General features: G+C 69.7%; 22 protein-coding genes. 9 read left to right on the top strand and 13 right to left on the bottom strand.

Features of this window, described 5'->3' with window-relative positions; translation table 11 throughout:
* Positions 1–11: 11 nt before the first annotated feature.
* Entirely contained in the window at positions 12–3,527 is a 3,516-nt protein-coding gene (gene smc, locus AB6807_RS04740; RefSeq protein WP_116909005.1) for a chromosome segregation protein SMC, read from the bottom strand.
* A 159-nt stretch (positions 3,528–3,686) separates the two neighbouring features.
* On the opposite strand from smc, the gene AB6807_RS04735 reads away from it, so the two are divergent.
* On the top strand, positions 3,687–4,436 hold the full coding sequence (locus tag AB6807_RS04735) for a hypothetical protein (RefSeq protein WP_371083678.1): 750 nt from the start codon (positions 3,687–3,689) through the stop codon (positions 4,434–4,436).
* Positions 4,437–4,561: 125 nt separating this feature from the next.
* The gene (locus AB6807_RS04730) at positions 4,562–5,254 is read left to right on the top strand and encodes a mobilization protein (protein ID WP_116909003.1); all 693 of its coding nucleotides are present in this window, start codon (positions 4,562–4,564) and stop codon (positions 5,252–5,254) included.
* 76 nt (positions 5,255–5,330) lie between these two features.
* Here the strand turns inward: AB6807_RS04730 and fabG are convergent, their stop codons facing one another.
* From fabG to AB6807_RS04680, 10 genes are read right to left on the bottom strand one after another with little or no spacing between them, the layout of a single operon-like run.
* Complete coding sequence (fabG, locus tag AB6807_RS04725; protein ID WP_371083677.1) at positions 5,331–6,062, bottom strand: 3-oxoacyl-ACP reductase FabG; 732 nt, start codon at positions 6,060–6,062, stop codon at positions 5,331–5,333.
* A complete protein-coding gene (locus AB6807_RS04720; protein WP_371083676.1) occupies positions 6,059–6,532 on the bottom strand; it encodes a hydroxymyristoyl-ACP dehydratase in 474 nt (157 codons plus the stop codon). Before AB6807_RS04720 ends, fabG begins: the two co-directional genes overlap by 4 nt.
* Positions 6,529–7,308, bottom strand: a complete 780-nt coding sequence (locus tag AB6807_RS04715; RefSeq protein WP_371083675.1) for a class I SAM-dependent methyltransferase — start codon at positions 7,306–7,308, stop codon at positions 6,529–6,531. The genes AB6807_RS04720 and AB6807_RS04715 overlap by 4 nt, the downstream gene beginning before the upstream one ends.
* Positions 7,305–8,159, bottom strand: a complete 855-nt coding sequence (locus AB6807_RS04710; protein ID WP_371083674.1) for a polysaccharide deacetylase family protein — start codon at positions 8,157–8,159, stop codon at positions 7,305–7,307. The genes AB6807_RS04715 and AB6807_RS04710 overlap by 4 nt, the downstream gene beginning before the upstream one ends.
* On the bottom strand, positions 8,159–10,576 hold the full coding sequence (locus tag AB6807_RS04705) for an MMPL family transporter (protein WP_371083673.1): 2,418 nt from the start codon (positions 10,574–10,576) through the stop codon (positions 8,159–8,161). Before AB6807_RS04705 ends, AB6807_RS04710 begins: the two co-directional genes overlap by 1 nt.
* The gene (locus tag AB6807_RS04700; protein ID WP_116908997.1) at positions 10,573–11,250 is read right to left on the bottom strand and encodes a LolA-related protein; all 678 of its coding nucleotides are present in this window, start codon (positions 11,248–11,250) and stop codon (positions 10,573–10,575) included. The genes AB6807_RS04705 and AB6807_RS04700 overlap by 4 nt, the downstream gene beginning before the upstream one ends.
* Positions 11,222–12,244, bottom strand: coding sequence for an acyl-CoA synthetase (locus AB6807_RS04695; protein ID WP_371083672.1), 1,023 nt, complete (start codon positions 12,242–12,244; stop codon positions 11,222–11,224). Before AB6807_RS04695 ends, AB6807_RS04700 begins: the two co-directional genes overlap by 29 nt.
* Positions 12,244–13,971 (bottom strand): AMP-binding protein, encoded by a 1,728-nt coding sequence (locus AB6807_RS04690; RefSeq protein ID WP_371083671.1) that lies wholly within the window; start codon positions 13,969–13,971, stop codon positions 12,244–12,246. The genes AB6807_RS04695 and AB6807_RS04690 overlap by 1 nt, the downstream gene beginning before the upstream one ends.
* A gap of 16 nt (positions 13,972–13,987) precedes the next feature.
* Positions 13,988–14,632, bottom strand: a complete 645-nt coding sequence (locus tag AB6807_RS04685; protein ID WP_371083670.1) for a hypothetical protein — start codon at positions 14,630–14,632, stop codon at positions 13,988–13,990.
* Positions 14,633–14,637: 5 nt separating this feature from the next.
* Positions 14,638–14,949 carry a phosphopantetheine-binding protein gene (locus AB6807_RS04680; protein WP_116908994.1) on the bottom strand — a complete coding sequence of 104 codons (312 nt, stop codon included), beginning with the start codon at positions 14,947–14,949 and terminating at the stop codon, positions 14,638–14,640.
* 101 nt (positions 14,950–15,050) lie between these two features.
* On the opposite strand from AB6807_RS04680, the gene AB6807_RS04675 reads away from it, so the two are divergent.
* On the top strand, positions 15,051–16,583 hold the full coding sequence (locus AB6807_RS04675; RefSeq protein WP_371083669.1) for a helicase HerA-like domain-containing protein: 1,533 nt from the start codon (positions 15,051–15,053) through the stop codon (positions 16,581–16,583).
* Positions 16,584–16,605: 22 nt separating this feature from the next.
* On the opposite strand, the gene AB6807_RS04670 is transcribed toward AB6807_RS04675, so the two are convergent.
* Positions 16,606–17,247 (bottom strand): DUF1109 domain-containing protein, encoded by a 642-nt coding sequence (locus AB6807_RS04670; RefSeq protein ID WP_371083668.1) that lies wholly within the window; start codon positions 17,245–17,247, stop codon positions 16,606–16,608.
* Complete coding sequence (locus AB6807_RS04665) at positions 17,244–17,819, bottom strand: sigma-70 family RNA polymerase sigma factor (protein WP_116909113.1); 576 nt, start codon at positions 17,817–17,819, stop codon at positions 17,244–17,246. The genes AB6807_RS04670 and AB6807_RS04665 overlap by 4 nt, the downstream gene beginning before the upstream one ends.
* Positions 17,820–17,999: 180 nt before the next feature.
* Here AB6807_RS04665 and AB6807_RS04660 point away from each other — a divergent pair, with 180 nt between their 5' ends.
* The 6 genes from AB6807_RS04660 to AB6807_RS04635 all read left to right on the top strand — a co-directional run bounded on the left by AB6807_RS04660 (position 18,000) and on the right by AB6807_RS04635 (position 26,550).
* Entirely contained in the window at positions 18,000–19,397 is a 1,398-nt protein-coding gene (locus tag AB6807_RS04660) for a GTP cyclohydrolase II (protein WP_371083667.1), read from the top strand.
* Positions 19,394–20,800, top strand: a complete 1,407-nt coding sequence (locus tag AB6807_RS04655; RefSeq protein ID WP_371083666.1) for a URC4/urg3 family protein — start codon at positions 19,394–19,396, stop codon at positions 20,798–20,800. The genes AB6807_RS04660 and AB6807_RS04655 overlap by 4 nt, the downstream gene beginning before the upstream one ends.
* Before the next feature lie 38 nt (positions 20,801–20,838).
* Positions 20,839–21,468, top strand: coding sequence for a uracil phosphoribosyltransferase (gene upp, locus AB6807_RS04650; protein ID WP_116908990.1), 630 nt, complete (start codon positions 20,839–20,841; stop codon positions 21,466–21,468).
* Between the two features lie 225 nt (positions 21,469–21,693).
* Entirely contained in the window at positions 21,694–22,695 is a 1,002-nt protein-coding gene (locus tag AB6807_RS04645; protein WP_371083665.1) for a BMP family protein, read from the top strand.
* 16 nt (positions 22,696–22,711) lie between these two features.
* The gene (locus tag AB6807_RS04640; protein WP_371083664.1) at positions 22,712–25,579 is read left to right on the top strand and encodes a polysaccharide deacetylase family protein; all 2,868 of its coding nucleotides are present in this window, start codon (positions 22,712–22,714) and stop codon (positions 25,577–25,579) included.
* Between the two features lie 5 nt (positions 25,580–25,584).
* The gene (locus tag AB6807_RS04635) at positions 25,585–26,550 is read left to right on the top strand and encodes a 5'-methylthioadenosine/S-adenosylhomocysteine nucleosidase (RefSeq protein ID WP_371083663.1); all 966 of its coding nucleotides are present in this window, start codon (positions 25,585–25,587) and stop codon (positions 26,548–26,550) included.
* Positions 26,551–26,624: the final 74 nt, after the last annotated feature.

The raw sequence follows: 26,624 nt of genomic DNA, 5'->3' as shown, positions 1-26,624 counted from the left end.
TGGCCGCCCGATCAAGCGGCTTCGACCATCGAGACCGCCGACTCCATGTCGACCGCGACGATGCGCGACACGCCCTGCTCCTGCATCGTCACGCCGATCAGTTGCTCGGCCATTTCCATGGCGATCTTGTTGTGGCTGATGAAGAGGAACTGGGTTTCGCGGCTCATGGCGGTCACAAGTTTGGCATAGCGCTCGGTGTTGGCGTCGTCCAGCGGCGCGTCCACTTCGTCCAGCAGGCAGAAAGGCGCCGGGTTGAGCTGGAAGATGGCGAACACGAGCGCGATGGCCGTCAGCGCCTTCTCGCCGCCCGACAGCAGGTGGATGGTCTGGTTCTTCTTGCCCGGGGGCTGTGCCATCACCTGCACGCCGGAGTCGAGGATTTCGTCGCCCGTCATCATCAGCTTGGCGTTGCCGCCGCCGAACAGCTCGGGGAACATGCGGCTGAAGTGCTCGTTGACGATCTTGAAGGTGCCGCCCAGCAGGTCGCGCGTCTCGGCGTCGATCTTGCGAATGGCGTCTTCGAGCGTGCCGATGGCTTCGTTCAGGTCGGCCGACTGCGCGTCCAGGAAGGTCTTGCGCTCGCTGGCGATGGCCAGTTCGTCGAGCGCGGCCAGGTTCACCGCGCCCAGCGCCACCACTTCGCGGTTGAGGCGGTCGATTTCGCTCTGCAGGCCGGTGAGCTTGACCTTGTCGGTCTCGATCGAGCGCTCGACCGCTTCGAGGTCGGCGCCGGCATCGTCCAGCAGCTGCTGGTATTGCTCCACGCCCAGGCGCGCGGCCTGTTCCTTCAGCTGGAACTCGGTGATGCGCTGGCGCAGCGGATCGAGCTCGCGCTCGAGCTGCAGGCGGCGCTCGTCGCTGGCGCGCAGCTTGAGCGTGAGGTCGTCGTACTGGCTGCGGGCCGCGCCCAGCGCGGCTTCGCGCTCGAGCTTGAGCGACAGCGCGTCCTGCAGGCCGGCCTGCGCGGCGGCGTCGGACAGCCGGCCCAGCTCGGCGCGGGCGCGCTCGTCTTCGTCGGTGAGCGACACCACCTGCTGCGCGGCGGTTTCGATGGAACGGTTCAGCTCGGCGCGGCGGGCTTCGAGCGTGCGTTGCGAGAACGTCGCTTCCTGCGCCTGGCGCTCCAGGCTGCGGTGCTGCTCGCGGCTGGCATTCAACGCGCGGCCGGCCTCGATGACGCGCTCGTCGAGTTCCGCATGGCGCTCCTGGCTGTCGGCCAGTTGCATGTCGAGTTCTTCGAAACGGCCTTCGGCGGCCATGCGCCGCTCCTGCAGTTCCTCGAGCTGCGCATCGACCTCGCCGAGGTCGTTGGCCAGCTGCTCGCTGCGCGCGCGGGTCTGCTCGGCGAGCTGCGTCATGCGCAGCGTCTCCACCTGCAGCGTGTGCGCGCGCGACTGGGTTTCCGCGGCTTCGCGCCGGGCGGTCACCAGGCGCGAAGCGGCATCGCCATAGGCGGCTTCGGCGCGGACCAGCGCGGTGCGGGCTTCTTCGTTGATGAGCGTCTGGGCGCGCAGCTGGCGCTCCAGGTTTTCCATTTCCTGCTGGCGGGCCAGCAGGCCGGCCTGCTCGGAATCGGGCGCGTAGAAGTTGACGCTGTGCGCGGACACGGCGTGACCGCTCTGCACATAGATGACTTCGCCGGGCTGCAGCGTGGCGCGCTGGGCCAGCGCTTCCTCGAAGCTCGCGGCCGTGTAGCAGCCGTGCAGCCAGTCGGTCAGCAAGGCTTGCTGGCCGGCGTCGTTCAGGCGCAGCAGGCTCGACAGGCGCGGCAGCGTGGCCGGGCCTTGCGCGGCGCCGGCGGCCGGCGGGCTGTAGAACGACAGCTTGGCGGGCGGCGCGTCGTTGCCGAAGGCGCGCACCATCTCCAGGCGGCTGACTTCGAGCGCGCCCAGGCGCTCGCGCAACGCGGATTCGAGCGCGCTTTCCCAGCCCTGCTCGATGTGGATGCGGCTCCACAGCCCCTGCAGGCCGTCGAGCCCGTGCTTGGCGAGCCAGGGGGCCAGCTTGCCGTCGGTCTTGACCTTTTCCTGCAGCGCGCGCAGCGCCTCCAGGCGGGCCGAGAACTCGGCGTGGCGGGCGCCTTCGGTGTTGACGGCCTGCTGCTTCGCCCGGCGGTCGTCGTCGAGCTGCGGCACGGCTTCCTGCAGTTCCTGCAGGCGCCCATCGGCTTCGCTGGCGGCCTCCTGCGCGGCGGCGTGCTGCTCCTGCATGTCGAGCAGGCGGGCCTCGTCGGGCGCGGCCAGCGCATTGCGGTCGGCGCGCAGGCGCTCGCTGCGCTGCGTGAGCTGGCGGCTTTGTTCCTCGATGTTGCGCTGGTCGGCCGCCAGCACCTGGATCTGCTGCTGCACCTGCGACACGGTGGTGCGCTGGGCGTTGGCCTGGTCCTGGGCGCGCTGCACGGCTTCCTCGAGCTCGGGCATGCGCGCGTCGTGTTCCTCGAGCTGCGCGGCCAGCAGGATGGCCTGCTCTTCGGCGTCCACGCCGGCACCGGCCAGCGTCTCGATCTCGGCCTCGGCCTCTTCGCGGCGGCGGCCCCACTGGCCCATCTGCTCGCGCAACTGCACCAGGCGCTGCTCGACGCGCTGGCGGCCTTCGACCACGAAGCGGATCTCGCCTTCGAGCCGGCCGACCTCGGCGCTGGCCTCGTAGAGCTTGCCCTGCGCCTGGTTGACGGTGTCGCCCGCGCCGTAGTGGGCCTGGCGCACGGTTTCGAGCTCGGCCTCGATGTGGCGCAGGTCGGCCGTGCGCGACTCGAGGTCGTTGATGGCCTTCTCGGAATCGGTCTTGATCTTGGCCTGGTCGGCGTTGCTTTCGCTGCGCTTCAGGAACCACAGCTGGTGCTGCTTCTTCGTGGCGTCGCCCTGCAGCGTGTTGTAGCGCGCGGCCACCTCGGCCTGCTTCTCGAGCTTCTCGAGGTTGGCGTTGAGCTCGCGAAGAATGTCCTCGACCCGCGTGAGGTTCTCGCGCGTGTCGCCCAGGCGGTTCTCGGTTTCGCGGCGGCGTTCCTTGTACTTGGAAACGCCCGCGGCCTCTTCGAGGAACAGGCGAAGCTCTTCGGGCTTGGACTCGATGATCCGGCTGATCGTGCCCTGGCCGATGATGGCGTAGGCGCGCGGGCCCAGGCCGGTGCCGAGGAACACGTCCTGCACGTCGCGGCGGCGCACCGGCTGGTTGTTGATGTAGTAGCTGCTGGTGCCGTCGCGCGTGAGCACGCGGCGCACCGCGATTTCGCTGAACTGGTTCCACTGCCCGCCGGCGCGGTGGTCGGCGTTGTCGAACACCAGCTCCACGCTCGAGCGGCTGGCCTGCTTGCGCGTGGTCGTGCCGTTGAAGATCACGTCCTGCATCGACTCGCCGCGCAGCTCCGAGGCGCGCGACTCGCCGAGCACCCAGCGAACCGCATCCATGATGTTCGACTTGCCGCAACCGTTGGGCCCCACCACGCCGACCAGTTGGCCCGGCAGCAGGAAGTTGGTGGGTTCGGCGAACGACTTGAAGCCCGAGAGCTTGATGGAATTAAGACGCACGACTTGTCGGCCTGGCTTGGCTGTAGCGCCAAGGTATTGATTTGTAAGGAAAATTGCACGGGCCTGCAGCTTGCAGCAGGCCGCCGCCCCAGCCGTGGATGATAACGTCAGGGCATGAGCGATTCCCTGGTTTCACCCCCGAGCGCAAGTCGGCGCCGCGTGCCCGCAATCCCTGCAATCTCCGCGCTCCTCGCTGGCGCGATCGGCCTGCTCGGACTCGCGGGCTGCTCGTCGGTGCGCGACACCGAACGCGCCGAACCCTACGTCAACCACGAATGGCTGCAGTCCGGCGCCAACCGCATCGCCAACCTCTCGCTGCGCGACAACCTCCAGTCGGTTCGGCGGGTGCAGAGCACGCTGTACAAGCGCAACCCGCGCGAATGGCGCAAGTCGGCCGCCAGCATGGACGAAGCCACCCAGCGCGCCTGGGACGCCGTGCTCAAGGGCCCGCCGCTGCCCGAGCTCAAGGGCGCCACCGGCATCGACGCGATCCGCCTGGCCTTCGACACCGGCCAGCAGGGTTCACAGCCCTACCAGGGCGACCGCGTGGCGGCGCTGGTCTATGGCTGGGCCACCATGCTCAAGCAGGCCAACGGCGACACCTGGGACCAGACCATGATCGACGGCGTGAACGCCGAGAACAGCTTCCGGGCGGCGCGCAATTTCGAGATCTCGCTGTGGCTCATCTCTTCCAAGACCGGCGCCGACGGCCAGCCGCTGCTGCTGGCCACCGAAATCAGCGACCGCGGGCGCAACCTCGTGGCCGACCGCGAGCTGTCGAAGGTGGTGGCGCGGCTCGACCTGCTGGCCGCCCAGGCCGACGAGAAATACCGCCGGGCCGCGCTGGACTTCGGGCAGAACTGGGTCATGGGCGTGGTCATGCCTTTCTTCACGCTGGTGCCGAAGTAGGCCGCTCATAGACCGTTCATGGACCGCTCGCGGGCATACGCCTTGCTGTGGTTTCACGCCCCTAGAATGAACCGGCCCTCCCCCATCCTGTCACCCCCTCAACCCACTCGAGGCAGCAGCAACTCATGAGCTCCATCAATTTCATCGGCGGCGAAAAAGGCGGTGTCGGCAAGTCGGTCACGGCACGCGTTCTGGCGCAGTACTTCATCGACCACAGCCGGCCGTTCGTGGGCTTCGACACCGACCGCTCGCACAGCTCCTTCACCCGCTTCTACGAAGGCTTCGCCTCGCCGGTGGTGGTCGACAGCTTCGAAGGCCTGGACACCGTGGTCAACGGCTTCGAAACCAACCCGCAGCAAAGCGTGATCGTCGACCTGGCCGCGCAAACGCTGGCGCCGCTGTCGCGCTGGATCAAGGAGTCGGACCTGTTCGACGTGTTCGCCGAAATCGGCGTCACGGTCAATTTCTGGCACGTGCTGGACGACGGCAAGGACTCGACCGACCTGCTGGGCTCGCTCATCGACACCTTCGGCAACCGGCCCAACTACATCGTGGTGCAGAACTACGGGCGCGGCAGCGACTTCGGCATGCTGCTGGCCTCGCAGTCGCTCTCGAAGGCGACCGCCAACGGCGCCCGGGTCATTGCCCTGCCCCGCCTGCACGACGCGAGCATGCGCAAGATCGATGCGCAGAACACCAGCTTCTGGAAGGCCGTGAACGACCGCGAAGGCGTGCACGCGCTGGGGCTGCTGGAGCGCCAGCGCGTGAAGTCGTGGCTGGCGACCGCTTACGCGGCGTTCGATACGTTGCCGCTTTAAGGGATCGAGGCCGGCGCGTCGTTAGACGCCGTCGGCCCTCACCCCGACCTTCTCCCCCTGGGGGAGAGGGAGCAAGTCAGATCATTCCGCCGTTGATGGAAATGACCTGCCCGGTGATGTACGCCGCCTCGTCGCTGGCCAGGAACGCCGCCAGCGCCGCCACTTCCTGCGGCGTGCCCGCGCGTTTCACCGGCACCATCTGGTTGATGACCGCCGGGTCGAACACCGCGTCGGCCATCGGCGAGGCGATGATGCCCGGCGCTATCGCATTCACCGTGACCCCGCGCGAAGCCACCTCGAGCGACAGCGCCTTGGTCGCGCTGTTCAAGGCGCCCTTGGCCGCCGCGTAGTTCACCTGCCCCCGGTTGCCCGCGATGGCAGCCACCGACGAAATGTTCAGGATGCGGCCCCAGCGGGTGCGCATCATCGGCAGCAGCAAGGGCTGCGTGACGCGGAAGAAGCCGTTGAGCGACACGTCGATCACCTTGTGCCACTGCTCGGCGCGCATGCCCGGCAGCACGGCGTCGTCGTGCACGCCCGCGTTGTTGACCAGCACCTGCACCGGCCCCGCTTCGAGAATGCGCGCGCACGCGTCCGCGCAGGCTTCGTCGCTGCGCAGGTCGAACACATGGCATTCCGCCTTGCCGCCCGCCGCGGTGATCGTCGCGGCGAGCGCTTCGACCGACTCGGGCCGCGAGTTGGCGTGCAGCAGCACCGTGGCGCCATCGCGCGCCAGCCGCTCGGCCATGGCGGCGCCCAGTGCGCCGCTCGCGCCGGTGATCAGCGCGCGTTTTCCTTCGAGACTCATGGCGATGGGGTGCTTTCTGTGGCCAGGGGCGTGTTGAGAACGACCACGGCGCGGCCTTCGGCCAGCATGCGGCCGTCGTCGGCCGCCACCGTGAACGCATAAAGAACCTGGCGGTCGTCGCCCGACAGGCGCGAGGCGCGCACCTGCAGCGCACCGGGCACGTCATCGAGCCGCGCCACCGCCAGCTTGACGTTGCGCGCGCTGGCCAGGAAGCCGGCCGAGGGCGTGCTGCCCTCCGCCGCCAGCAGGCCGCCGTGCAGCGCCATGGCCTGCGCCGCGTACTCGATGGCATTGGGCGCGAGCAAGCCGTTTTCGGTGCGCAGCGGGTTGTCGGCGTGCGCATGCGTGCCGGTGCTGCAGTGGATGGCGTCGGCGTTCCAGCTTTCGAGCCGCTCCAGCAGGCACATGCTGCCGCTGTGCGGAATGCGCTGCGCGATGCCGGCGCGGTCCAGCGTTTGCGGCGCGGTCATGCGGCGGGTTCCAGGTCGGCCACCAGCAGCACGTTGGCAAAGGGCGTGCCCTTGCTCATCGGAATGTCCTGCACGCGAAAGCCCATGCGCTGCAGCAGCGCGGTCCATTCGGCCAGCGGACGGCCCCAGGTCGGCGAGACCTTGTGGCCGCGGATGCGCGTCACCGTGCGGTCGACCCACTGGCTGATGGCAAAGCCGCGGCGGCTCGACGCGTCGCCCACGCGCAGCAGCAGCCGCGCCTGCGGGTTGCCGCCACGCTGCAGCGCATCGCGCACGCGTTGGAGCACGCCTTGCTGGGCTTCGAGGTCGACGTAGTGCAGCACGTCGAGGATCACGACCAGGTCGCACGCCGGCAACGCCGCCGAGCACATGTCGGCGCACAGCAATTGCGGCGCGGGCTGGAGGTGGCCGATGGACGCTTCGGCGCGCGCCACGTCCTTGGGCATCAGCTCGATGCCGGTGTAGTCGGCGGCGGCGGGCGTCACCGGCCAGGCCGACGGCCAGCGGCCGCGTTTCTGCATGGCGCTCATCGAGGCGAGCAGGCTCGCGAAGAGCCCCTGGCCGCAGCCGATGTCGACCACGCGCCGGTGCTGCGCACCGATCAGGCCGCGTTCGAGCAGGCCGCGAAACACCGGGTCGCGCCCGAGCTTGCCGCGTGCGAAGCGCCAGGCGAAGGTGCCGCCCTTCTTGTAGGGCACCGTGGCGGCCTCGTGCAGTTCGCGCCAGGCCTTGTCGGTGGGCGACGCGGCGGGCGCCGCGAGCATGGCCGTCGTCATGGCTTCATTCCTTCGGGCAGGGTCACGGCGCGCAGTCCATCGGCGCGCAGGCGTTCGAGCAACAAGGGCAATACCTCCAGCAAAACGGGTTGTCCCGCGGCGGTGCGCGCGGCGTTGCCGTCGTGCAGCAACAGGATGTCGCGGGCCTGCAGGTTGCGGGCCAGGCGCGCCATCACCTTGGCGGCGTCGCCTTCGCGCGTGTCGAAGCCGCGGCGCGTCCAGCTCACCAGCGAGAGGCCGAGCCGGTGCAGCACGGGTTCGAGAAACGGGTTGCGCAGGCCGGCCGGGGCGCGGAAACAGGTCGGGCGCTGGCCGGTGACGTCGCTCACGATGTCCTGCGCCCGCGCGATCTCGGCGGCGAACCCGCTCGGGCCCAGAAACGAAAAATTGTGCCGGTGCCGCGCCGTGTGGTTCTGGATGCTGTGGCCCCGCGCCACGATCTCGCGCGCCAGTTCGGGGTGCGCCAGCACGCGCTCGGCGATGCAGAAGAAGGTGGCGCGCTGGCCGTGCGCGTCCAGCAGGTCGAGCACGCGCGGTGTCACCTCGGGCTCGGGGCCGTCGTCGATGGTGATCGCCACCTCGCGCCGCGCCGCGGCCGCCTCGGGCAGCCGCGTGACGTTGGGGCCGAGCAGGCTGCTGCGCGGCGTGAGGCCGGCGCCGGTGATCAGCGCGTGGTTCAGCACGATGGCGCCCACGGCCCAGGGCAGCGCGCCCGGCACCAGCACGCCCGCGCCGATGGCCGCCACATGCCACGCCGCGCTGGCGCGGATGGCCGTGGGCCAGGGCCATGATTCGCGCGATTCGGCGGGCGTCGGGGCGTGTGCGGAAGACATGGGCGCGGATTTTCCCATCAGCCGCGCACGCCGGGCGACTTCGCAGGCGGCGCTTTCACGGCGGGCCCCACGCTGCGCGCGAACGCCGCCGACAGCAGCAGCGCCAGCAAGGCCCCCGGCGCCACCACCCGGCCGATGGACGAGAGCGCCGGAATGTCCGAGATGGCGATCAGCCCGAACGACACCACGGTCGTCAGGTTGGCCAGCATCAGCGAGGCCAGCGTGTCTTCGTCGGCGCGCCCGGTGGTGCGCAGCTGGTCGAAGAACAGCGCGTAGTTGGAGCCCACCGCCACGATCAGCAGCAGCCCCACCAGGTGCAGGATGCCCAGCGCCGACTGCATCACGGCCATGCCGCCCAGCGTGAGCACCACCGCGAACAGCAGCGGCTGGCACACGGCCAGCAGCCGGCGCCACGAGCGCAGGTACACGCCCAGCAGCACCACCACCGCCAGCGCGCCCAGCAGCACCTGCACGAAGGCCTCGTGCAGGTAGCGCTGGTACAGGCCCGCCAGTTCGCGGCCCACGTCGACCACCTGCACCTCGGGCAGGCCGGCCAGCGCGGTTTCGAGCCGGCCCTGGTCGAAGGTGCTGCCGGGGTGCAGCACCACCAGCGTGCCCCAGCCGCCGCTCGGGCGCTCGTACATGAGCGTGTTCACCACCGACGCCAGCGGGCCGCTCGACAGGTCGGCACGCTGCACCGGCAGCAGCTTGCGCGCCGCATCGACGTCGGCCAGGAACGGGCCGAGCCGCGACGCCGGCAGCGGCATGCCCTTGGTGGCTTCGGCCAGGTTGGCGCGCAGCAGCTCGTCGCTGGGCAGGCTGGCGATGCGCGCCGTTTGCGTTTCCACGCTGGGCAGCACGCGGGTGACGGTTTCGTAGCCCAGCAGCTCGCCCTTGTCGACCAGCGCGTCGAGCCGCGCGGCGGCGGCCTCGGTGTGGCGCAGCGCGGCCTGCTCGTCGTCGCCGTAGGCCACCACCAGCACGCCGCCGTCGCTCGCCCCGATGTCGTTGCGCAGCATTTCGTCGAGCTGCTGCGCCGACTTGGGCACCGGGCTCATGGCGCCCAGGTCGGCGCGCCACAGGTGGCCGCCCTGCCACAGCACCAGCGCCAGCGCTGCCACGCCCAGCGCGGCCAGCGGCCAGCGCAGGCGCGGCAGGCCGCGCACCAGCGCGCCGGCCAGCTGCGCCATGTACCTGCGCATGCCCATGCCGGTGGCGCCGTCGGGTGCCAGCATCGGCAGCACATAGCGCGTGGCCAGCGCGGCGGACACCAGCCCGGCGATGGAAAACACACCCAGCTGCGCCAGCCCCGGAAAGCCCGAAAACACCAGCGCCGCGAAGCCGCACACCGAGGTCAGCAGTCCCAGCCGCACGGTGGGCCAGTTCAGGTCGCGCCAGCGCCGCCAGCCGGTGCCGGCCACCGCCGCGCCCCGCGCCTGGATGAGGTAATAAATGGCGTAGTCGACCGTTTCCCCGATCAGCGTGCTGCCGAAGCCCAGCGTGAGCCCGTGCACCGAGCCGAACACCAGGCTCACGCTCGCGGTGCCGATCACCACGCCCGTGGCCACCGGCAGAAAGGCGATGACCAGCGCGCGCGGCGAGGCAAAAGCCAGCAGCAGCAGCCCGCCCATCACGATCCCGCCCACCACGGCGAGGTGGATGGCCTCGGTCTTGATCTTGTCGCGGCTCATCACCGAGAACACCGGCGGTCCGCTGAGCAGCAGCTTGGGCGCCGAGGCGCCCATGTCGCGCGTGGCCGCCTCGAAGGCGGCGTGCACGCGCGCGATGGCGACGGCCTGCGCATCCAGGTCGCTGCCGGCGGCGCGCGTGGTCGAGATCATGAGCGCGCGCGGTGCGCTGCGCGACATCCACACGCCGTCTTCGCTGCGCGGCGCGCTGGCGGGCACCAGCTCCATGGCGATGCGTTGGGTTTCACCGGTCGGGTCGCGGTCGAGCAAGGGCTTGATCGCGTTGCCGGCGGGCGTGCCGAGCGCCGACAGCGTGTCGTTGATGGCGTCGCGCAACCCCTCGGCGGTGAACTGGCCGGGCGTGACGCCGGGCGACAGCTGGTAGCGGTGCTGCAACACCCAGGCGCCGGCCTCGCTCCAGTCGCTCACGTCGCCGTTTTGCACCAGGTCGAACAGCTTGCTCTCGCGCATGTCCTTGCCCACCGCGCGCGACACGGCGGCGCGCTGCTCCACGGTGCCGCCCTCGATGCCCAGCATGAGCGTGCGCGAGGCGACGCCGCTTTGCAGCTGCTCGATGAGCACGCGCTGACGCACGTCGGGGCTCTTGGGGAGAAAGGCCGACAGGTCGGCGCCGATCTGCGTGCGCGCGATGACCACCACGCCGCACACCAGCACCAGCAGCCATGCCAGCAGCACGACCGCCCGGCGCGACCAGCTCGGCGGGCCGTCGGTCTGCGCGGCGGTCACGGGGTGGTGCGTCCGGGGGCGCCGGACGGGGCGGTGTTCGCCGGCGTGGCGGGGGCCGTGGGGGTGGTGGCTCCGGCCCCGGGCGTGATGTTCATCGACGAGCGGTCGCCGCCGACGAACTCCATGTCCAGCCCCAGCACGTCGCTCGCGCGGCCGCTGATGCGCATGCTGCGCACCTGGGCGGCGAGCCGGCTGTCCATGGGCACGAGGTCGAGCGTCCACTTGGCGGCCGAGCCGGTTACCGTGCTCTTGAAGTAGCGCTGCAGCGTGGCGCCGTCGCCGGTGAGCGTGCCGCGCATGGCTTCGACCAGGCCCAGCAGCTCGGGCATGCTGTCCAGCGCCAGCGTGCGGTTGCGGCCGCCGCGCGACAGCGTCAGCGTGTTGCCCTCGACCGCCATGGTCTCGATGCGCGGCGACAGCGTGCGGCGCACCAGCTTGTCGGGCGCGTCGAAGCTGAGCGTGCCGCTGGCGTCCAGCGGGCCTTCGAGGCCGTGCACGAAGCGCTGCTCGGTGAAGCGGGCCTCGCCGCTTTTCTGCTTGGCCAGCAGCGTCATCAGCTCGGGCAGGTCGAAGGCCGCCCAGGCCGGCGCGGCGCCCAGCGCCGACACCAGGGCCAGCGCCACCGCGAAGGCCTTGCAAAGCCGATCAAGCCGCATCTTCGAGCCAGAAATCATGAAAGTTGAACCAGTTGTAGGGGTAGGCGCGGCAGATGGTTTCAAGGCGCGCGACATAGGCTTCGACCGCGGCGCGGATGCGGCGTTCCCGCTCCGCGGCGTCGGTGACGCGCTCGCCGAAGTCGGCCAGCAGGTCGAACTGAATATCGTAGCGCGCGCCCCCGCGGTACAGGCCGGCCATGAAGAACACCTTGCGGCGCAGCAGCGCGGCCAGCCTGAACGGCCCGTCGTTGAAGGCGGCCGGTTGCCCGAGAAACGGCAGCACGATGCTGTTGCCGCGCTGCGAGGCGGGCTGGTCTTCGCTGCCCGGCAGCGTGCGGTCGGCTAGCATGCCGCCCAGGCCGCCGCCGTCGAGCCAGTCGCGCAGCGCCAGCATGGAGTGCGGCCGGCCCAGCGCGATCACATGCGGTCGCAGTTCGGGCAGCGCAATGGCGTTGAGGATGGCGGTGATGCGTTGCGCGTTGTCCGGAAACATCAGCATCGCCAGGCGCAGGTGGTGCTGGTGGGTCTGCTGCTTGCAGGCGCCCAGCACCTCGAAGCTGCCGACGTGCGCGCCGAGCATGAAGGCACCCCGCCCGGCGACGGCCTCGGCTTCGAGCGGCTCGTTTCCTTGCACGCTCAGCTCGAACAGGTCCATGCGCCCGCGCAGGAAGTACACGCGGTCGAGCACCGTGGAGGCAAAGGCGTGGATCAGGCGAAAGCCGTCGAGCCAGCCCGCGTGCGGGCCGATGGCCCGGAACAGGTAGCGCTTGATGTGCCGGCGCTGCGTGGGCGCGAACAGCAGGAAGTAGAGCGCAATGGGCGGCAGCAGCAGCCGCGTGACGTGGCGCCCGCACACCAGTGCCATGAACACGATGAAGCGCAGCGCCAGCATGTTGCTGCGCTCGGGCGCGCGCGCCCAGTCGCCGCCATCGACCTTCTCGGCTGCGCCCTGCCCCATGCGCGCGCGGGCCGCCTCGTTGACGGCGTGCGCCTCTACATCCGTGTGCTTCATCAGACCGACTCTTGCACGGCGGTCCAGCGGCCAGTGACAGCCACCACGCCGTTGCAGCGCACGTCGAAGCGCACGCCGCGACCGGCGCCGGCCTCCGGATGCAGCTCGATCGACAGCGTGCTGCCGGGCCGCACTGGCGACAGGAACTTGGCCGCGGCCAGCGTGGGGTTGGCCCCCAGCCGCGCCGTGAGCGCCGGCACGCGGCGAATGGCCTCCATCACCTCCGCCAGCACCAGCGCGCCCGGCACCAGCGGCTGGCCCGGGAAATGACCGGCGAAGACCGGGTGGTCGGCCGGCACGGCGTAAGCCATCTGCACCGGGGTGTCGTCTTCGGCGAGCTGGGCCAGCGCGAACTCGCGCAGCGCCCGCACGGTGAGCTTGCCCGTGCCTTCGCGCGGAAACGACTTGACCTGCACCACGCGCCGGGGCACGAACACGGCCTCCAGCCGCTGGCGCAGCGCCGCGATGATCTCGCCCGCGGACAGCGTCGGCGCCACCACGAAGGCCACCGGGCGCACCACGCCGTCGGCCACTTCGTCGGGCAGCCAGAAGGCGCCGTCGTCGACCCCCGCGATGCTGTTCAGGTGGAAGTTCAGGTGCGCCAGCGAGCTGCGCCGCCCGGCCACGTGAATCAGGTCGTTGGCGCGGCCGAAAAGCCTGAAGCGGCGCTCGTCGAGCAGCTCGAGCACGTCGGCCATGGGCGTGGGCTCGGGCATGAAGTCACCGGAGAAGATGAAGCGCTCGGGGCCGCCGTTGTCAGCGGGCTCGGCATGCACGGTGATGTCGCCGAAGGTTTCCCAGATCTCGCTGTCGGTGGTGCGGCGGGTGGCCACCTGCCCCGACTCGGTGCTGCCGTAGATTTCGAGCAGCACGGCGCCCATGGCCTGCTCGGCCTGCAGCGCGAGCTGCGGCGACAGCGGCGCGGTCGCCGAAAGAATGAGGTCGACCGGCGGCAGCGCGATGCCCGAGAGCAGCAGCGTCTTCAGGTGGAACGGCGTGGTCACCAGCGCGCGCGGGCGCGGCACCGAGGCCAGGGTTTGCGCCACGTCGGCCGGGAAGAACGGCCGGCCGCTTTCGAACGCGGCGCCGCCCAGCATGGCCAGCAGCGCCGACGATTCGAGCCCGTAGCTGTGCTGCACCGGCACGGTGGCCACCAGCGTCACGCCCTCGAGCGTGGGCCGGTCGAGCACGCGGCACAGCCGCTTCACGGCCACCTGCACGTCGCCCACCAGGGTGCGCCAGCTCTTGGCGTGCGGCTGCGGCACGCCGGTGGAGCCGGAAGTGAGCAGGCTCACCGCATGCATGGCGCCATCCACGCGCGGCACCCCGCCGCCGTCGTTGCCTTCGGGGCTGGACCGGTCTTCGATCAGCACGCGGTGCATGCCGGGCGTCTGCAGCCTGGCGTCGTCGGCCAGCGCGAAAAGCGTCGGGCCGCCGGATTCGAGCAGCCGCGCCAGCGTGTCGGGCCGCGCATCGGGCGGCAGCAGGCTGGCATGGCCGCGCACCAGCGCGGCGCACAGGCTCACGGCGAAGGCGTAGCGGTCGCCGCACACGTTCACGGCCGGGCCCTGGTCGGGCAGCGTGGGAGCGAAGCGGGCCACGTCGGCCAGGAACTGGCGCGCGCTGACGGGCACGCCGGCGCGCCAGGCCAGGGGGGCGTCGAGGTCGCGGTCCGCGAGCAGCGGCAGCAGGTCGCTGCCGGTGTGGTCTGAAGTGTCTGTCGTCACGCGGGCAGCGCCTGTGTCATTGGCCGCCGGCGCTGGAGTCCACCGACGATGTGCCGTAGAACGCGCGCACGGCATCGACCAGCCGGGTGCGTTCGAATTCGGGATGCAGCCGGTAGCGCACCAGGTGCTCGCCCACGAACAGCAGGCCCACCATCACGGGGCACAGCAGGTTCGCGAACAGCGACCAGTCGGCGAACGGCCGGGTGAAATACAGCACGACCGACACCGCCACCACCAGCGCGAAGAAGCCGGTCCAGATGCGTGTCAGCTGCGTGGTGTACGCCAGCATGTGCCCCTTGAGCGGGTGCACGCGCTGGGCGAACTGGGTGATCAGCGGCAGGCCCCGGCCGCGCAGCGTGGAGCCGAACCAGCCGCACAGCACGCTGTTGATGGCCACGTGCTGCAGCACGTACAGGCGGTTGGGGTCGCCGGCTTCACCGAGGAACACGAGCGAGAAACCGCCCACGCCCAGCGCGGCCGCGGCCACGAAGCCCCATCGGCCGAACCAGCTGGCGGCAAAGCCCATGGCGGCGAGCCAGAGCGGGCCCAGCAGCACCACCACCGCCCAGGGGGCCGTGGGGTGGAACAGCGTCATCCAGTGCGAGAGGCCGGCATAAGCCACCCCTGCCACCAGCAGGAGTGCTATTCGCCATCGAGACATGACGCTCAGGAAGCGACGCGATGCTCGGCGACGTGGGTCGCGAGCGTGCGCAGCGACTGGAAGATCTGCTGGTTGCGCTCGTCGTCCGAACGCAGCTGGAAGCCGTAGCGGCGCGAGACTTCGAGCGCCACTTCGAGGATGTCGATCGAGTCGAGTCCCAGGCCTTCGCCGTACAGCGGGTCGGTGGGAACGATGTCCTCGGGCGCGACCTCGAGGTTCAGCGCATTCACGAGCAGCACGGCCAGCTCTTTTTCAATGGGCGACTGTTCGGAGGCGTCGCCAGTGGCGGGAATGGGGGGCTGAGCAGTCGATGACAAAAAAACCTCCTGAAACTTTTTCCGGAACTACCGTGCGGCCGTGGATTATAGGAGTGCCGCTTGATTAGACTGCCCGTTTCGATACGACCCGGAGCACCCTTATGGCCGACCCTCTTCTGATCGCACGGCACGAGAGCATCGAGTGTGCACTTCTTCCCGGCCTGGCCAACCGCCACGGCCTCATCACCGGCGCCACCGGCACCGGAAAAACCGTCACCCTGCAGACCATGGCCGAGAAGCTTTCGAGCATCGGCGTGCCGGTGTTCATGGCCGACGTCAAGGGCGACCTCACCGGCATCAGCCAGAAAGGCGCCACCAGCGCCAAGCTGGCCGCCACGCTGAAGGAACGCGGCATCGACGTGCCCGAGCCCTCGGCCTGCCCCGTCACCCTGTGGGACGTGTTCGGCGAACAGGGCCACCCGGTGCGGGCCACCATTTCCGACATGGGCCCGCTGCTGCTGGGCCGCATGCTCGACGTGAACGAAACCCAGGCCGGCGTGCTGAACCTGGTGTTCAAGATCGCCGACGACAACGGCCTGCTGCTGCTCGACCTGAAGGACCTGCGTGCCATGCTGCAGTACCTGGGCGAGAACAGCAGCCAGTTCACCACGCAGTACGGCAACATCAGCGCGGCCAGCGTGGGTGCCATCCAGCGCGGGCTGCTGCAGATCGGGACCCAGGGCGGCGAGAAATTCTTCGGCGAGCCGATGCTCAACATCGCCGACTTCATGCAGACCGTGGGCGGCAAGGGTGTCATCAACATCCTGGCGGCCGACAAGCTCATGAACTCGCCGCGGCTGTACGCCACCTTCCTGCTGTGGATGCTGTCGGAGCTGTTCGAGCAGCTGCCCGAAATCGGCGACCCCGAGCAGCCGGTGCTCGCCTTCTTCTTCGACGAGGCGCACCTGCTGTTCAACGAGGCGCCCAAGGCGCTGGTGGAGCGCATCGAGCTGGTGGTGCGCCTGGTGCGCTCCAAGGGCGTGGGCGTGTATTTCGTCACGCAGAACCCGCTGGACATCCCCGATTCGGTGCTCGCCCAGCTCGGCAACCGCGTGCAGCACGCGCTGCGCGCCTTCACCCCGCGCGACCAGAAGGCCGTGAAGGCCGCGGCCAGCACCATGCGCCAGAAGCCGGGGCTGGACATCGAGACCGCCATCACCGAACTCGCCGTGGGCGAAGCGTTGGTGAGCTTCCTGGACGACAAGGGCCGCCCCAGCGTGACCGAGCGCGTGTTCGTGCTGCCGCCGGGCAGCCAGCTCGGCCCCATCACGCCCGACCAGCGCAAGGCGTTGGTCGCGGGCTCGCTGGTTGCAGGTGTCTACGAGAAAACGGTCGACCGCGAGTCGGCGTACGAAAAGCTCAAGGGCCGCGCCGACAGCGCGCCCGGCGCACCGAACGCGCCGAACGCACCGGCCACCCTTCCCGGCGGCAAGCCCGCCGCGGAATCCTCGGGCTCCGGCATGGGCGGCATGCTGAACGACATGCTGTTCGGCACCACCGGCCCGCGCGGCGCCAAGCACGACGGCCTGGTGCAGACCATGGCCAAGTCGGCGGTGCGCACCATGGGCACGTCGGTGGGCAAGGAGATCTTGCGCGGCGTGCTGGGCGGGATCTTCGGCAGCAAGAAGCGCTGAGCCAGGGGCGCTGGGAGCCGGCCTACCAGCGCAGCAACCTCGGACCGAGCAAGGCCCCCACCAGCACAGGCACCGCGATTCCGCTCACGTACCACACCGCCAGAAACGGCGCCGTGAGCTCCATGCAGTGCAGCGCATAGACCGAAGCCCCCACGCCGCCGGCCAGCGCACCCGCCGCCGCACCCGCCAGCGCCGGCCGCGTGGGCGCCAGCCCCTTCAGTGCCACCAGGGTGGCGACGAACACAGGCAGCGCCATCAGCGAGATGCTCGCCGCGCAGATGCGCCACGACTGCCCCATCAGCGAGGGCATGCGGTCTTCCATCGGCACGGTGAACCATGCAATCACCGCCAGCGCCCAGATAACCAGCACCGGCAGCGTCGCCCCGAGCCAGGCATGGCGGGCCTCGACGCCGGGCCGCGCCAGCCGCTGCACCGCCACGTACCCGGCCGCGGCAATGCACAGCGGGAACAGCACCTTGACCCAGAACATCGGCCAGAACATGGCCTGCACGATGTCGCGCCGCATGCCGTATTCGACGAACAGGATCAGCAAGGACAGCGGCACGCCCGCCAGCAAGGCCATGCGCAGGCGCCGGCTCGCGGCGCGGCGCGGCACCGCCACGTTGCCGGTGGCGAGCATCGCGACGAGGTCGTCGGTCTTCATGCCGCACCTCCCCAGCTGTGGCCGAAGCGCGCCGCCAAGGCCTTCAGGCCCCGGTGGATGCCCACCTTCACCGCCGATTCCGACATGCCCGTGAGGCTCGCCGTCTCGGCCACCGACAGCCCTTCGATCTTCACGTGCACGATCGGCAGCCGCTGGCGTTCGGGCAAGGTGTCGAGCAGGCCGCCCAGGTCGCGCTTCGCGTCGCTGGCTTCCTCGGCCGAGGCGGCGAACACCGCCAGGTCGTCGTCCAGCGGGTCATGCAGGTCTTCGCGGACCGACTTGGCGCGAAGCAGGTCGATCATCTTGTAGCGCGCAATGGCGTGCACCCAGGCCGTCAGGGGCTGGTCGCTCTGGTAGGTGTGGCGCTGGTTGTGCATGGCGAGCAGGCATTCCTGGACGAGGTCTTCCACTTCATCGGGCCAGCCAAAGAGGCGCTTGCCCAGAAAGGCGCGCAGGTGCGCGCTGAGTTGCTGCAGGAAGTCGCGGTAGGCCTTGGCATCGCCGTCGAGGCCGCGAAGGAACAGGCCGCGCAGCGCCGCTTCCGCGTCGCTGGGGTTCGTCCTGCTGCCCATCCTGCTGCTTATGGAGTTTCGTGCCATCCGGTGGGCCGGTTACAGCCTCGTCGAAAAAAGTCCTGCCGGATTGTGCCGCGCGCGCGGCATCGACCGGTCCGCGGACGCGGCGTTGTCCGTCCCGGCGCGGCTTGCAAGCCGTGCGGGCGGTCGGTACATTGTGTTTTTTGAGGGCCACCAATGTCTGCTGACAGCACAACGATCCCTTCGACACCACCGGTCGGTGCGGGTGCACCCACCGCATCCATCCCGCCCTCCATCACACCGATCGCGCCGATCATGCCGATCACGCCGGCCACCAATTCGGCCCCGGGCTCCTTCCCTCCCCTGCATCCCTCCTCGTCGACCGGCCACATCCGCCTGACCTCGCATGCCGGCGGCTTCGGCGCATTGCCCATCCACTGGGGCGCGGCCACGGCCACCGAACGCGGGCCCGTCGTCGGCACCACCACCAAGCGGGCGCACCGCAACGTGATCGGCACGCACAGCGGCTCCTACAGCGTGTACCGCGCGCTGGCCGTGGCGGCCGGGGCGCTCAAGCGGGAGCACAAGGCCGACCTGACCAACACCGCGCCCACCGACATCATCGGCCCCTACCCGCAGTGGAGCGAGCCCGGGCGCATCGTGTCGCTGGACCCCTGGGGCGCGCTGGTGGCCGACGTGTTTTCCGCCGAGCTGGCCGCGGGCTACGACATTCGCCCCACCATCGCCATCACCAAGGCCCACGTGATCCTGCCCGAGGTGATCGAGGCGCTGCAAAGCGGCCGGCTGAAGGCCGACGGCCACTTCCTCACCACCGGCGGCGCGGCCATGGTCACCAAGGCCGCCATCGAGCCCGTGTGGTACCTGCCCGAGGTGGCGCGCCGCTTCGGCTGCTCCGAAACCGACCTGCGCCGCACCCTGTTCGAGGAAACCGGCGGCATGTATCCCGAGCTGGTCACGCGCTCCGACCTCGAGGTGTTCCTGCCGCCCATCGGCGGGCAGACCCTGTACATCTTCGGCAACCCGCGCGACCTGGCCAACCCGGCGGTGGAGCTCACCGCGCGCATCCACGACGAGTGCAACGGCTCCGACGTGTTCGGCTCCGACATCTGCACCTGCCGCCCCTACCTCACGCACGCGATTGAAGAATGCATCCAGGGCGCGCAGCGCGGCGGCGTGGGGCTCATCGCGTATTCGCGCAAGGAGGGGCGCGCGCTGGGCGAGGTGACCAAGTTCCTGGTCTACAACGCGCGCAAGCGCCAGGTGGGCGGCGACACGGCCGACCAGTATTTCGCGCGCACCGAGTGCGTGGCCGGCGTGCAGGACATGCGCTTCCAGGAGCTGATGCCCGACGTCTTCCACTGGCTGGGCATCCAGAAGATCCACCGGCTCGTGTCGATGAGCAACATGAAGTTCGACGCCATCACCGGCTCGGGCATCGAGATCGGGGAGCGCGTGAACATTCCCGACGAACTGATTCCGGCGGACGCCCGCGTAGAGATGGACGCCAAGATGGCCGCCGGCTATTTCACCCCCGGCCCGGTGCCGGACGCAGAAGAACTCAAGAAGGCCAAGGGCCGCGGACTCACTGAATGACCACCAGCAACAACACCGACCCCAACATGCCCGTCGACGGTTCCGGCAGCCTGCCCCCGGGTGGCGCCGGCAAGGTCGACCCTTCGACCGAATTCACCCCCGACACCAGCCACCCCGCCGGCGCGGCCAGCCTGCTGCGCACCACCGCCGCCATCCGCCAGCGCGCGGGCGCCCTGCTGGCGCGGGCGCGCAGCGGCGAGTCGCAGTGGTTTCGCATCGGCGACAGCGACACGCTCGAGGACACGGCCCGCACGGTGGCCGAGGTCACGCGCGAGCGCTACCCGTGGGACACCATTCCGTACCACAGCCGCTGGCGCCACTTCGAGGCCGGCGGAATCAAGCGCATCGAGGAACTCGACACGCTGCTGGGCGAGTCCGATTCGCGCACGCGCGCACGCGCCCACATCGACCTGGTGCTGGTCAGCGTGCTGCTCGACGCCGGCGCCGGCCCCGACTGGCACTACACCGAGTCCGCCACCGGCGAGCGCTTCACGCGCTCCGAGGGGCTGGGCGTGGCGAGCTACCACGCCTTCATGAGCGGGCTGTTTTCCTCGAATCCCGAGCGCCCCTACCAGGTGGACGCGGCCGGCCTTCGCGGCCTGGTGGCCGACCGGCTGGGCGACGCCTTCCAGGTGAGCGAAGCCAATCCGCTGGTCGGCCTGGCCGGCCGCGCCATGCTGCTGCGCCGCCTGGGCGAAGCCATGGCAGAGCAGCCCGAGACCTTCGGCGACGACGGCCGCCCCGGCAAGCTGTTCGATGCGCTGGTCGGTCCCTACGGCCCGGCCGCGCCGCCCACCGCCGAGGTCACGGCGCACCAGATCTTGTCGCTGCTGCTGGAAACGCTGTCGCGCATCTGGCCCTCGACCAACGCGGTCGACAGCATCGCGGCCGACGGCAGCGACAGCGCGGGCGGCATCGGCTCGGGCGACCCGGCGCTGGCGCTGGGCGACTGCTGGCGTCACAGCGCGGTGCGCGGGCCCGGCCTCACCAACGGCTGGATGCCGTTCCACAAGCTCTCGCAGTGGCTCACGTACTCGCTGCTCGAGCCCTTCGAGTGGGCCGGCGTGAAGGTGCGCCACCTCGACGCGCTCACCGCCCTGCCCGAATACCGCAACGGCGGCCTGCTGATCGACAGCGGGGTGATCGTGCCGAAAGACCCGGCCTTTCTCACCCGCCGCTGGAAGGCCAGCGACGAATTCATCGTCGAGTGGCGCGCGCTGACGGTGGCGCTGCTCGACGAGGTGGCACCGCGCGTGCGCAAGGTGCTCGACCGCAGCGAGGAGGAGCTGCCGCTGGCCTGCGTGCTCGAAGGCGGCACCTGGGCCGCGGGCCGCGCGCTGGCACAGCGCTTGCGCGACGGTGCCCCGCCGCTGCTGATCGAGAGCGACGGCACGGTCTTTTAGACTCTCGGGTTCTCTTCGCAACGCTACACAAGATTCCAATGAGCAACGTCCACCTCGTCAACCACCCCCTCGTCCAGCACAAGCTCACGCTGATGCGCCGCAAGGACGCGTCGACCAACAGCTTTCGCCGGCTCCTCAACGAAATCAGCATGCTGATGGCCTACGAGGTCACGCGCGACATGCCGATGCAGGACATCGAGGTGGAAACGCCGCTGGAGACCATGCAGGCCAAGGTCATCGACGGCAAGAAGCTGGTGCTGGTGTCCATCCTGCGCGCCGGCACGGGCATCCTGGACGGCATGCTCACCGTGGTGCCGGGCGCGCGCGTGGGCCACATCGGCCTGTACCGCGACCCCAAGACGCTGACGGCGGTGGAGTACTACTTCAAGATGCCCAGCGAGATGGACAGCCGCGACGTGATCGTGGTCGACCCGATGCTGGCCACCGGCAACTCGGCCGTGGCCGCGGTGGAGCGCCTGAAGGAGCTGAACCCCAAGTCGATCAAGTTCGTGTGCCTGCTGACCTGCCCCGAAGGCGTGGCGACGATGCAGAAGGCCCACCCCGACGTGCCGATCTACACGGCCGCCATCGACCGCGAGCTGGACAGCCATGGCTACATCCTGCCGGGCCTGGGCGACGCGGGCGACCGCATTTTCGGCACGAAATAAGGCTCGCCCCCAGGCTGCGCGGCACTTCGTGTCCGCTTCGCCAACCCCCTACCGGGGGCGACACCTGAGGCCCGGCGAAGCCGGTTCCTCGGTGTCTCTGGAAGGGGGCCGCGCGCGAAGCGCGCGAGCCCGCGGTTGTTCGAGCCCGGGGGTGTTCGAGCCCCGGGGTTTTGGGCGGGCATGGGGATTGCTGCGCTGGATGTTTTTAAACCGAGGAGAAGAACAGTGAACGCACGTCGTCAATTGATCATTCGTTCCGTGGCCGTTGCCGCGGCACTCGCGGCCGGCGCGCCGGGGCTGGCGCTGGCGCAGGCCAAGCTGAAGGTGGCGGCGGTTTACACCGTGCCCTTCGAGCAGCAATGGGTGGGGCGCATCCACAAGGCGCTGAAGGCCGCGGAGGCGCGCGGGGAAATCGAATACAAGGCCACCGAGAACGTCAGCAACGCCGACTACGAGCGCGTGATGCGCGAGTACGCGACCGGGGGCAACCAGCTGATCCTGGGCGAGGTGTTCGGGGTGGAAGCGGCGGCGCGCAAGGTGGCGAAGGACTTTCCGAAGGTCGCGTTCCTGATGGGCTCTTCGCTGAAGCCGCAGGCACCCAACTTCTCGGTGTTCGACAATTACATCCAGGAGCCGGCCTACCTGAGCGGCATGGTGGCCGGCGGCATGACGAAGAGCAACCGCATCGGCATGGTAGGGGGCTTTCCGATTCCCGAGGTCAACCGGCTGATGAACGCGTTCATGGCCGGCGCCAAGGAAACGAACCCGAAGGTGGAGTTCAGCGTGAGCTTCATCAACAGCTGGTTCGACCCGCCCAAGGCCAAGGAAGCGGCCTTCGCGATGATCGACAAGGGTGCCGACGTGATGTACGCCGAACGCTTCGGCGTGTCCGACGCGGCCAAAGAGAAAGGCAAGCTCGCCATCGGCAACGTGATCGACACGCAGAGCCAGTACCCCGACACGGTGGTGGCGTCGGCGCTGTGGAACTTCGAGCCCGCGGCCGACCGCGCCATCAAGCTGGTGAAGGAAGGCAAGTTCGCCGCCGAAGACTACGGCGTGTACGCGCAGATGAAGCACAAGGGCTCCGAGCTGGCGCCGCTGGGCACCTTCGAGAAGAAGGTGCCGGCCGACATCGTCGCCAAGGTGAAGGCCAAGCAGGCCGACATCCTCGACGGCAAGTTCACCGTGAAGGTGGACGACGGCCAGCCCAAGTCCACCGCCAAGTAACTGTTTCCGGGTGCCTATGAACCGTGTGCGATGGCAGATCGCAAGCCAGGCCGTCGCCGTCGCAGCAGTGGTGCTCGCGCTGGCCGCGTGCCAGCGTGACCCCGCGGCCGATGCCGCTTCTTCACAGGTAGCTACGCCGCCGGCGGCTTCGGCAGCGGCGGCTTCGGCAGCGGCTCCAGCGGCTTCGGCCGCCGCGGCCACGGCACCCATCGGCATTCCCGCCGCCCTGCAGGAGCGCGCCGACGCCCTGCTCGCCGCGCACCGCCAGATGGTCGTGCTGATGACCGGCGAGCGCGCGCTGGGCGCGGCCGACAAGCGCGCGGTGAGCGCGGTCGGGCAGATGCTGTTCCACGACATGCAGGAGCGCCAGCGCGCGCTGATCGCCCAGGCCGGCGAAATGACCGACCCGGCCACCGTGCCGGCGCTGAACGCGCTGCTCGATCGCATCGAGAGCGAGCCGAGCTGGTTCGACGCCGACCGGCTGGCGTTCAAGGAATTCCTGGGCGAGCTGAGCACGCGCTACGGCCAGGCGCAGTCGCTGCCGGGCCTGAAGCTCGGGCGCCGCGCCAGCGAAGACCTGGCCGTGCTCGCCGAGATCGAGCAGGCCTACGACCGCGAGCTGAAAGACGTGTTCGGCCGCTTCGCGCAGCGCGGCATCGAACCCCAACGCGAGAAATGGGCCGACTACGTCGCCAAGCTGCAGGGCCTGTACTCGCGCGAGCAGATCCTGAAAGACTTCGGCACCATCGTGCCCTACACCCTGCCCGCCGGCGGCGCGAAAGAAAAGGAAGGCGGTGACACGCGCGAGATCTTCGGCACCTCGCTGCCGCCCAAGACCGTGGTGCTGACCTTCGACGACGGCCCGCACGCCAAGCACACCGACGAAATCCTCGAGATACTGAAGCGCTACGACGCGCCCGCCATCTTCTTCGAGCTGGGTCAGAACCTGGGCAAGCTCGACGCGCAGGGCAAGGCGCAGCTGGGCGCCAACGGCGCGGTCGCCAAGCGCGTGCTGGCCGCCGGCCACACGCTGGCCAACCACAGCTTCAGCCACGGCATGATGGCCAAGATGAGCGACGACGCGGTGCGCACCGAAGCCACCGAGACCGAGGCGCTGCTCGACGCCACGGGCCGCCCGCAGTCCACGCTGTTCCGCTTTCCCTACGGCGCGCGCAACGAAGACAAGCTCAGCACGGTCGAGGCGCTCAAGCTGCGCTCCATGCTCTGGACGGTCGACTCCATGGACTGGGCCGACCCGGTGCCCAAGTCGATCGCCGACCGCGTGCTGGCCGAGGTCGACAAGGCCAAGCGCGGCGTGATCCTGTTCCACGACATCCAGGGCCGCACCGTGCAGGCGCTGCCCACGGTGCTCGACCAGCTGGTGGCCGACGGCTACCGCTTCGCCACCTGGCGCGACGGCAAGTTCGTCGTCAACGCGGCTAAGCGCCCTGCCCCCGACGACGGCGTGGCCGCGGCCGGCGACACGCTCTACCGCGAGAGCCACGCGCTGGTCATCGGCATCGACAAGTACGCCAAGTGGCCCGGCCTGCACCATGCGGTGCCCGACGCCAAGTCGATGGAGCAGCTGCTGGTCACGCGCTTCGGCTTCAAGCCCGAGAACATCACGGCGCTGTACGACGGCGAGGCCACGCGGTCGAACATCCTGCGCGCGCTGAACGACAAGCTCACCGACAGCAAGCGCGTGAAGCGCGACGACCGCGTGCTGGTGTTCTTCGCCGGCCACGGCAGCACCCGCAAGCTGGCGAGCGGGCGCGACGTGGGCTACATCGTGCCGGTCGACGCGCAGCTGGACGACCTGGCCTCCGACGCCATCTCCATGCCGCAACTGCAGGAGGTGGCCGAGGCGCTGTCGGCCAAGCACGTGCTCTTTCTGGTGGACGCGTGCTACTCGGGCCTGGGCCTCACGCGCGGCGGCGCGCCGCAGGGCAGCAAGAACTTCCTGAGCGACAACGCGCGGCGCATCGGCCGCCAGATGCTCACCGCCGGCGGCGCCGACCAGCAGGTGGCCGACGACGGCCCCGGCGGGCATTCGGTGTTCACCTGGACCATGCTGCAGGCGCTGTCGGGCAAGGCCGACCTGAACGGCGACGGCGTCATCACCGGCACCGAGCTGGCGGCCTACGTGGCGCCGGCCGTGTCGGCCATCGCGCGGCAGACGCCGGCCTTCGGCAGCCTGCCGGGCTCCGAAGGCGGCGAGTTCGTGTTCGAGCTGCCCGCCGAGCGCGAAGGCCTGAGCGGCGACAGCCAGCAGCTCGACGCCGCCGCCAGCCAGGTCAACAAGCGCATCGACGAAGCCACCGAACAGGCAGTGCATGCGGCGGCCACGGCAGCCGCCTCTACCGTGCCCACCAAGCCGGGCAAGGATGCAGCGGGCACAGCCGGCAAGGCCGCCCCCGCCACCATCGAAGTGGTCGTGAAGAACCTCGAAGGCGCCGACGCCAAGCTCACCATGCCGGCGGCCGCGCCGCTCTCGCCGCGCGTGGCCGCCCAACGCGCCAACGACCGCGGCCTGCAGCTGTACCGCGAGCGCCGCTACGACGAGGCCGAAGCCGCCTTCACCGAGGCGCTGAAGCTGCAACCCCGGTTCGCCCTGGCCGCCAACAACCTGGGCTTCGTGTACTTCAAGCGCGGCAAGCCGGTGGAAGCGGCGCGCTGGTTCGAACAGGCCATCGACATGGACGGCAGCCGCGCGCTGGCGTACCTGAACCTGGGCGACGCCCACCTGCAGGCCGGCAACGACGCCAAGGCGCTGGCCGCCTACACCACCTTCGTGGGCCTGGCGCCGAAGCACGCGCGCGTCGCGTCGCTGCAGGCCTGGATCGCCACGCCCGACGCCGCGCACCGCCCCCAACTCACGCAGTGAACCCCATGACGAACACTTCTTCCCTGCTCCAGCGCCTGCGCGGCCCGCTGCTTGCCGCCTTGGTCGGCCTTGCGCTCACAGGGTGCGCCGGGGTCTACAAGCCCGCCGCGGGCGGCACCGAGGGCAACGCACGGCTGGACAACACGCCGCGCATCGCCGTGCTCTCGGCCTTCGAGCCCGAGCTGAAGCTGCTGCTCACGCGGCTGCAGGGCCCGGTCGCGCACCGCGTGAACGGCTTGGTGTTCACCACCGGCACGCTCGAAGGCAAGCCGGTCGTGCTGTTTCTCTCGGGCATCAGCATGACCAACACGACCATGAACACGCAGCTGGTGCTCGACCGCTTTCGCGTGACGAACATCGTGTTCAGCGGCATCGCCGGCGGCGTGAACCCGCAGCTGCACGTGGGCGACGTCACCGTGCCGGCGCAGTGGGGCCAGTACCTGGAGGTGCTGATGGCGCGCGAGACCGCGCCGGGCAAGTACAGCGCGCCGCCCTTCATCACCGACGCCACGCTGCCCAATTTCGGGATGATGTTCCCGCGCCCGGTCGAGGTGCGCTCGGCGGCCAGCCCCGACATTGCGCGCAAGTTCTGGTTCGAGGCCGACCCGAAGATGCTCGAGGTGGCGCGCGGCATCCGCAACGTCGAGCTGGCCCATTGCGGCGCCGGCAAGTGCCTGCCGCGCAAGCCGCAGCTGGTGGTGGGCGGCAACGGCGTCTCGGGCCAGGCCTTCATGGACAACAAGGCCTACCGCGAATACACCTACAAGACCTTCCAGGCCAACGTGCTCGACATGGAGACCGCCGCGGTGGGCATGGTCGCGTACAGCAACGGCGTGCCGTACATCGCCTTCCGCTCGCTCAGCGACCTCGCGGGCGGCGGCGACGGCGAGAACGAGATGGGCACCTTCATGAGCATCGCGGCGGACAACTCGGCCAAGGTGATGCTGGCCTTTCTCGCCGCCTGGAGGTGAGGGCGGCGCCTGTCAGCCCCGGTCGGGTGCCTGATGCCCTTGGTGCTGCAGATGCCCTTGGTGCTGCAGATGCC

The sequence above is a fragment of the Variovorax sp. RCC_210 genome (assembly GCF_041355175.1).
Classification (GTDB): Bacteria; Pseudomonadota; Gammaproteobacteria; order Burkholderiales; family Burkholderiaceae_C; genus Variovorax.
This window is presented reverse-complemented; position numbering and strand designations above follow the sequence as displayed.